The organism is Streptomyces sp. NPDC101151, from assembly GCF_044768335.1.
In the GTDB taxonomy this organism is placed as follows: Bacteria; Actinomycetota; Actinomycetes; order Streptomycetales; family Streptomycetaceae; genus Streptomyces.
Window position 1 is genome coordinate 1 of sequence record NZ_JBIWPP010000093.1, and the last position, 6,148, is coordinate 6,148.

Annotated in this window: 1 protein-coding gene; it reads left to right on the plus strand. The window is 72.9% G+C overall.

Features of this window, described 5'->3' with window-relative positions; translation table 11 throughout:
• On the plus strand, positions 1–6,148 hold a 6,148-nt coding region (locus ACIRU3_RS47175; RefSeq protein ID WP_404070550.1), incomplete at both ends, for an SDR family NAD(P)-dependent oxidoreductase.

Consider the following 6,148-nt stretch of genomic DNA (forward strand, 5'->3'; position numbering starts at 1 on the left):
CATGTGGCCGGTGTGTTCTCGCTGGAGGATGCGGCTCGGTTGGTGGCGGCGCGTGGGCGTTTGATGCAGGCGTTGCCGGCCGGTGGTGCGATGGTCGCGGTGCAGGCCACGGAGGAGGAAGTGACCGCCCTGCTTGTCGACTGTGGTGAGCGGGTTGGTGTCGCGGCGGTCAACGGTCCGACGTCGGTGGTGGTTTCCGGGGACGAGGGCCCGGTGCTTGCGGTTGTGGAGCGGTTGCGTGGGCGGGGTCGTAAGACGAAGCGGCTTGTGGTTTCTCATGCGTTTCATTCGCCGCGTATGGAGCCGATGCTGGATGACTTCCGGGTGGTTGTGGAGTCGCTGGAGTTCCAGCTGCCGCGGGTTCCGGTTGTTTCCAATGTGACGGGTGGTGTTGCTTCCGTCGGGGAGTTGGGTTCGGCGGATTATTGGGTGCGGCATGTGCGGGAGGCTGTGCGGTTCGCTGATGGTGTGGGGACGCTGGCTGCTCAGGGTGTGTCGGTGTTTGTGGAGTTGGGTCCTGATGGTGTGTTGAGTGGGATGGGTGCGGAGACCGTCGTGGACGGTGTGTTCGTGCCTGTTCTGCGTTCGGGGCGGTCGGAGGCCGGGTCGTTCGTGTCCGGGCTGGCTCGTGCGTGGGTGCATGGGGCCGGTGTGGACTGGACGCGTGTCTTCGAGGGCACGGGCGCTGAGCAGGTCGACCTGCCGACCTACGCTTTCCAGCGTCAGCGCTACTGGCTGGAGACCCCCGCGGACGTCGTAGGCGCCACCGCGGCGTCCGGGCTCGGGTTGGGTTCCGCCGAACACCCCTTGCTCGGCGCGTCCGTGGAGCTGGCCGGCGCCGATGGCTTCCTGCTGACCGGGCGGCTGTCACTCCAGACGCACCCCTGGCTCGCGGACCACGCCGTCGCCGGAGCCGTGCTCTTCCCTGGCACCGCATTCGTCGAGCTGGCGATCCGCGCGGGCGACCAGGTCGGCTGCGACACGGTGGAGGAGCTGACGCTCCAGGCGCCGCTGATCCTCCCCGAGCAGGGCGGTGTCCAGCTTCAGATCTCGGTGGGGGAGTCCGACGATTCCGGTCGGCGCTCCCTGACCGTTTACTCCCGCGCCGGAGAGGCCACCGGGGACACGCCCTGGACCTGCCACGCCATGGGTGTGCTCGGCGTCAGCCGGGAGTTCGACACAGCCGCCGCCCAGGAGGGCGAACTATCGGGGGCGTGGCCGCCGGCCGGTGCGGTCGCCGTGGACGTCGCGGACCTCTACGAGAGGTTCGAGGCCGCCGGCTACGGCTACGGTCCGGTGTTCCAGGCCGTACGGGCGGCATGGCGGCGCGGCGACGAGGTCTTCACCGAGGTCGCGCTCGGTCCGGACCACCAGGAGGAGGCGGCCCGCTTCGGCGTACACCCGGCACTGCTGGACGCGGCGCTGCACGGCGTACGGCTGGGCGACTTCTTCTCCGACGAGCAGCCGCGGCTTCCCTTCGCCTGGCGCGGTGTGTCGCTGCGCGCGGCGGGCGCGTCGATGCTGCGGGTCCGGCTGGCGCCGGCGGGCGCGGACACCCTCTCGGTGGCCGTCGCCGATGGCACCGGGCGTCCGGTCGCCGAGGTGGAGTCGCTGGTCTGCATGCCGGTCGACCGCGCCCAGCTCACGGCGGGTGCGGGCGGCACGGAACACGACGCGCTGTTCCGCCTCGACTGGACTGCCGTGCCCTCGGCGACCGCGAGTGGCACGAGCGGTACGGGCACGGCCGTCGAAGCCACCGGACGGGTGTTCGTCGGGGCGGAGGAGGCTCTGGCGGACCTGCGCGCCGCGATCGTGGCAGAAGGACATCCCGGTGCCGCCCCGCTCTCCGGCGGCGACGTCTACCCGGACCTCGCCGCGCTCGGCTCGGCCATCGCCTCCGGCGTGAGCGCGCCGGACCTGATCGTGGTCCCCTGCCCAACGGCAGTGGCCGGGGCCGAGATGACCGCCGCCGCGCGGACGGCCACCCACCAGATCCTGGAGCTTGCGCACACCTGGCTCGACGACGACCGGTTCGCGGGTGCGCGGCTGGCCGTGGTCACCCGCGGCGCGGTGTCCACCGCGCTCGGCGAAGACGTCCCCGGGCTGGCCGCGGCCCCGGTGTGGGGCCTGCTGCGGTCCGCGCAGACCGAGAACCCCGGCCGGTTCGTCCTGCTCGACCTGGACGACACGACCGCGTCGCGGGAGGCGCTCCCCGCCGCGCTCGCCTGGGCGATCTCCCAGGAGGAGACCCAACTGGCCCTGCGCGCGGGTGAGGTGCGGGTGCCCCGGATGGCGCGGGTCGCCCGGGGCGACGGTGCGCTGACCCCGCCCGCCGGCGCCTCGGCCTGGCGGCTGGAGGTGCCCGTCAAGGGGTCGTTCGCCAACCTCGAACTGCTGGAGTTCCCCGAGGCGGCGCCGCTGGCCCCGGGCGAGGTACGGGTACAGGTCCGGGCCGCGGGCATGAACTTCCGCGATGTGGTCCTGGCCCTCGGTGTCGTGCCCGACCAGGAGGTCATGGGCAACGAGGCCGCCGGTGTCGTCGTCGCGGTCGGCGAGGCGGTGACCGACCTGGCGCCCGGTGACCGCGTGATGGGTGTGTTCTCCGGTGCCTTCGGGCCGGTGGCCGTGACCGACCGGCGGATGCTGGTTCCGATGCCCGCGGGGTGGTCCTTCACCCAGGCCGCCTCCGTACCCGTCGTCTTCCTCACCGCCTATTACGGCTTGCGGGACCTGGCCGGGCTGCGGCAGGGCGAGCGGGTGCTGGTGCACAACGCCGCGGGCGGCGTCGGCATGGCCGCCGTCCAGCTGGCACGGCACTGGGGCGCCGAGGTCTTCGGCACCGCCAGTGAGGGCAAGTGGGACGCGCTGCGTGCCTCCGGCCTGGACGAGACCCACATCTCCTCCTCCCGGACGCTGGAGTTCGCCGACCGCTTCCTGGCGGCGACCGACCGGCAGGGCATGGACGTGGTGCTGGACGCGCTGGCCGGCGAGTTCGTCGACGCCTCGCTGCGGCTGCTGCCGCGCGGCGGCCGGTTCCTGGAGATGGGCAAGACCGACAAGCGCGACCCGGCTGAGGTCGCCGCGGCGCACCCCGGAATCGCCTATCAGGCGTTCGACCTGGGCGAGGCCGGTCCGGACCGTACCCAGGAGATGCTCACCGAGCTGCTGGAGCTGTTCGAGCAGGGTGTGCTGAAGCCGCTGCCGGTGACCACCTGGGACATCCGGCGGGCACCGGAGGCGTTCCGGTTCCTCAGCCAGGCCAGGCACATCGGCAAGGTGGTGCTGACCGTGCCCGCCCCGCTGGCCGGTATCGGCACCGGCACCGCACTGGTCACCGGCGCCACGGGCACCCTCGGCCGCCTGGTCGCCCGACACCTCGCCGAGGAACACGGCGTACGGCAGCTGCTGTTGGTCAGCCGCCGTGGCGCGGAGGCCGAAGGCGCGGCCGAACTGGTCGCCGAACTGACCTCACTCGGCGCGACGGCGCGCGTCGTGGCCTGCGACGTCGCCGACCGGGACGCCGTGGCCCGGCTGCTCGCCGCCATCCCGGTCGAGCACCCGCTGACCACCGTCGTACACACCGCCGGTGTGCTGGACGACGGCATGGTCTCCGCCCTCACCCCCGAGCGCGTCGACCACGTGCTGCGCCCGAAGGTCGATGCGGCCTGGAACCTGCACGAGCTGACCCGCGGCCTCGACCTGTCGGCCTTCGTCCTCTTCTCCTCCGTGTCCGGCGCCCTGGGCAACGCCGGACAAGGCAACTACGCGGCGGCCAACGTCTTCCTGGACGCACTCGCCGCGGCGCGCCGCGCCCAGGGCCTGCCGGCGACCTCGCTGGCCTGGGGCTTCTGGGAGCAGCGCAGCGCCATGACCGGCGAACTCGGCGAGGCGGACCTGGCGCGCATGGCCCGCTCCGGCCTGGTCGCGGTCTCTTCCGCGAAGGGCTTGGCGCTGTTCGACACCGCGGTGGCGACGGACGAGGCGCTGCTGCTGCCGGTACAGCTGGACACGGCCGTCCTGCGCACCGCCCCCGGTCCTGTTCCGACGCTGTTGCGCGGCCTGGTGCGGGTGGGCGTGCGCCGTGCGCGGGCGGCCGAGGGCGGCGCCGCGACGGCAGGCACCACCGGTCTCGCCCAGCGACTGGCCGGACGGCCGGAGCACGAACAGCTGACGGCGCTCTCCGAATTCGTACGCGGCCACGTGGCCACCGTCCTGGGCCACGGCTCGGCGGACGCGGTCGAGGAGAACCGTGCCTTCCGCGAGCTGGGCTTCGACTCGCTGACATCGGTGGAGCTGCGCAACCGGCTCAACGCGGCCACCGGACTGCGGCTGCCCGCGACGCTGGTCTTCGACCACCCGACCCCCGCGGCGCTCACCCGGCATCTGCTCGGCGAACTGCTCGGCACGCACGACGCGGCGACCCCGGTGCCCACGGCGCGGGCGGCCGCGGCGGACGACGACCCGATCGCCATCGTCGGCATGAGCTGCCGCTATCCGGGGGACGCCGGGTCCCCCGAGGAGCTGTGGGACCTGCTGGTCTCCGGCGGCGACGGCATCACCGCGTTCCCCGCCGACCGCGGCTGGGACATCGACGACCTGTACGACCCGGACCCCGACCGGCCCGGCAAGTCCTACGTGCGCACCGGCGGATTCCTGCGCGACGCCGCCGACTTCGACGCGAGCTTCTTCGGGATCTCGCCGCGTGAGGCGCTGGCCATGGACCCGCAGCAGCGGCTGCTGCTGGAGACCTCCTGGGAGGCGTTCGAGCGGGCCGGGATCGACCCCGCCGCGGTGCGCGGCACCCAAGCCGGAGTCTTCGCCGGAGCGGCGGCCCAGGGCTACGCCTTCGGCATGCAGCAGGCCGTCGAGGGCAGCGAAGGCTACTACCTCACCGGCAGCACCACCGCCGCCATCTCTGGACGCGTCGCCTACACGCTCGGTCTGGAGGGTCCGGCGGTGACGGTGGACACGGCGTGTTCGTCGTCGCTGGTGGCGCTGCACCTCGCTGTCCAGGCGCTGCGTAACGGCGAGTGCTCGCTGGCGCTGGCCGGCGGTGTCGCCGTGATGGCGACCCCGACGGTGTTCGTGGAGTTCAGCCGTCAGCGCGGGCTGGCCGTGAACGGCCGCTGCAAGGCGTTCTCCGACGACGCGGACGGTACGGCGTGGGGCGAGGGCGTCGGCATGCTGCTCCTCGAACGGCTCTCCGACGCGCGCGCCAACGGCCGCCGGATCCTGGCCGTCATCCGGGGCTCCGCCGTCAACCAGGACGGCGCCAGCAACGGCATGACCGCCCCCAACGGGCCCTCACAGCAGCGTGTCATCCGGGCCGCCCTCGCCAATGCCGGGCTGTCCCCGGCGGAGGTGGACGCGGTGGAGGCGCACGGCACGGGCACCACCCTGGGTGACCCGATCGAGGCGCAGGCACTGCTGGCCACGTACGGGCAGGGGCGGCCGGAGGATCAGCCGCTGTGGCTCGGCTCGCTCAAGTCCAACATCGGCCACACCCAGACAGCCGCCGGCGTCGCCGGTGTGATCAAGATGGTGCAGGCGCTGCGCCACGGCGTGCTGCCGAAGACCCTGCACGTCGACGGGGCGTCGTCGAAGGTGGACTGGTCCGCGGGTGCCGTCGAGCTGCTGACCGAGCAGCGGGCGTGGCCGGAGACCGGACGGCCGCGCCGGGCCGGCGTCTCGTCCTTCGGTGTCAGCGGCACCAACGCGCACCTGGTCCTCGAGCAGGCGCCGGGGACGGAGGCCGCGGCAGAGCCGGCCGAGCCGGCCGTCGCCCCGTCCGTGGTGCCCTGGGTGCTCTCCGGGCGTGCTGCGGACGCACTGCGCGGGCAGGCCGCACGGCTGCTGTCCCGCGTCGAGGACGACGCTGAACTGTCGCCGGCGGATGTCGGCTGGTCGCTGGTGTCCGAGCGAGCGGTCTTCGAGCACCGCGCGGTTGTCGTGGGCGCCGACCGGGACGGTCTGGTCGCTGGTCTGGAGGCGTTGGCACGCGGAGAGTCCGCGCCGGGCCTGGCCGACGGATCCGCTGCGGGCACGGGTCGTACTGCGGTGGTGTTCTCGGGTCAGGGGAGTCAGCGGGTGGGTATGGGGCGGGAGTTGTATGCCTCGTATCCGGTGTTTGCGTCTGTGTTTGATGAGG